We start from the raw sequence: 2,436 nt of genomic DNA, 5'->3' as shown, positions 1-2,436 counted from the left end.
GACGGAGCAGCGCGAGGAGTTCTATCCTCAAGCCGTCCGGCTGCTGCACCGCTTGCAGCGCTCCGGTCGGCTCAGTCTGCTCGCGCCTCGCGCTACCCCCTGACAGGACTTACTTCCTCTGGCTTAGCTTCGCGTCACGGATGGGGCCGGAGGAGACTCCGCCACCGGCGTCTCCTCCATCAGCCGGGGCAAGCGCGGCAGGTCCACCGTGAAGCTGGCGCCCCGCCCCGGCACGCTCTCCAGGCGGATGACGCCGCCGTGCGCCTCCACCAGCTGGCGGGCGATGTAGAGCCCCAGTCCGTAGCCGGACTTCGTCCGCGCGGCGCGCTCCCGCTCGAAGCGCTCGAAGACGCGGCGCTGGGCCTCCGGCGGGATGCCCACGCCCTCGTCGCGCACCCGCAGCCGCGAGTGGTCCGCGTCCAGCGCGCAGACCGACACCGTCACCGGGTGGCCCCGGCCGAACTTCAGCGCGTTGGACAAGAGGTTGGTCACCACCCGGTCCAGGCGGATGCGGTCCCACTGCCCCACCTGCCCCTCCTCCACCTCCAGCCGCAGGTCGCAGCCCGCCTCCGCGGCGGCCTCCGCGAAGCGCTCCACCACCTCGCGCGCCAGCTCCCCCAGGTCCATGGGCGCGGCGTCCAGCAGCCGCTTGCCGGAGGACAGCCGCGACAGGTCCAGCAGGTTGTGGAGCAGCTGTCCCAACCGCTGCGCCTGACCGCGCGCCACCACCAGGCCCTTGCGCACGTCCTCGTCGCGGCCGGCCGCCTGCGAGCGCTGCACCTTGCTGAGCAGCAATTGCAGCGCTTGCAAGGGATTGCCCAGGTCGTGCGCGGTGACGGCGATGAGGTCCACCGCCTCGCGCGCCTCGCGCAGGAGCCGCGTGTTCTCCAGGGCCAGCGCCGCGCGGCCGGCCAGCTCCTCCACCAGCACCTGGTCCGCCTGCGTGAAGCGGCGGTGGCCCCGGGCCGTCAGCAGCACGAAGGCGCCCAGCGTGTCGCTGCCCGCGCGCAGGGGCACCACCATGGAGGAGCCAATGGCGACGCGCTCGATGAGCAGCCGGTGCTCGTCGGTCTCCGCGGAGGCCGCCAGGTCATCCGTCTCCACCTCCACGTCCATCCGCGAGCGCCCGGTGCGCATCACCTCCCAGACGACCGGAGGCATGCCCGAGCGGGGCGGAAACCGCCGCAGGGCCTCCCACAGGCTCGCCTCGCGTTCGGGCTGCACGTGCGTCACGGCCCGGGGCCGCAGCTCACCCGCGGGCGTGAGCAGGTAGAGGATGCAGCCGTCCGCCACCTCCGGCACCAGCAGCCGCGCCACCTCCGCCGCCGTCAGGTCGGGGTCCAGGGACTGGTGGAAGACGCGGCCGGCCTCCGCGAGCAACTCCTGCACCCGCTCCTGGCGCCGCTGCTCGGTGATGTCGCGCGTCACCAGGGAGAAGCCCTGGGGCTCGCCGTCCTCGTCGCGCAGCGCGGTGATGGACACCTCCGCCCAGAAGCGCGAGCCGTCCTTGCGCTGCCGCCACCCCTCCGTGCGCAGCCGCCCCTCCTGGAGGGCCCGGGACAGGTCCCGCTCCGGCCTGCCCGCCGCCGCCTCCTCGGACGTGTAGAAGACGGAGTTGGGCCGGCCCTGGATCTCCGCCTCGCCCCAGCCCTTGATGCGCTCGGCGCCCGGGTTCCAGCTGGCCACCCGCCCGCGCGTGTCCAGCAGCACCAGGGCGTAGTCGCGCACGCCCTCCACCAGCGCCTGGAAGCGGTGCGCGCTGGCCGCCGCCTCGCGCCGGAGCGGGTGGAGCCGGCGGTGGAGCACCCACGCCAGCACCCCCGCCACCGCCAGCCCCAGCAGGGAGGCCAGCAGCAAGAGCCCCGTCTCCCACCGGTCCACCCACACCGAGGACCGGCTCTCCACGGCCAGCCGCTCCTGCACCTTGCGCTCCAGTTGGGCCTGCGCCTCGCGCACCCGCCCATGGGACCGGGCGAGCCGCTCGCGCGCCAGCTTCTGCTCCTGGGGCGTGGGGGCGTTCATGAGCGCGCGCAGGGCCGTCTCGTGCGCCTGCTCCGCGGCGCGCACCTCCCACACCAGCTCCTCGTCCTCGGGAGTATCCAGCCGCGCGGCCAGCCGTTCCGCGGTGGCAAGGAAGCGCCGCCGTGCCGGCGCCGTGTCGCGGGAGAGCGACTCTCCGCCCGCCAGCAGCGCGCTGTTGGCCAGGGACACCTTGTCGCTGAAGGCCCGCCCCAGGAGCCCCACCTCCTGCAGGTCCAGCGAGCGCTCCATCACCCGCGACCGCACGGAGGCGCGCGTCAGCAGCAGCGCCACCACGGAAAGAACCAAGAGGACGAGCGCCACCAGGAGGCTCGCCGCGAGCCCCCACCCCTCCTCCTGCCGCGCGCGCCTGGGACCTGCCGCCATGCCTCCCTTTCCCGCTGGACGCACATGTCC

At 74.1% G+C, this 2,436-nt stretch carries 1 protein-coding gene; it reads right to left on the bottom strand.

Annotated features, from left to right (window positions below):
- Positions 1-123 precede the first annotated feature (123 nt).
- A complete protein-coding gene (locus D7W82_RS39310; protein ID WP_120623140.1) occupies positions 124-2,406 on the bottom strand; it encodes an ATP-binding protein in 2,283 nt (760 codons plus the stop codon).
- Positions 2,407-2,436 lie beyond the last annotated feature (30 nt).

The sequence above is a fragment of the Corallococcus sp. CA049B genome (assembly GCF_003611685.1).
Classification (GTDB): domain Bacteria; phylum Myxococcota; class Myxococcia; order Myxococcales; family Myxococcaceae; genus Corallococcus; species Corallococcus coralloides.
The sequence above is the reverse complement of the archived record's forward strand: the minus strand, read 5'-3'. Positions and strand labels throughout refer to the sequence as shown.

Bases quoted from the DNA above. Each gene is read 5' to 3' on its own strand.
- D7W82_RS39310 (WP_120623140.1), bottom strand. From the start codon at position 2,406: ATGGCGGCAGGTCCCAGGCGCGCGCGGCAGGAGGAGGGGTGGGGGCTC.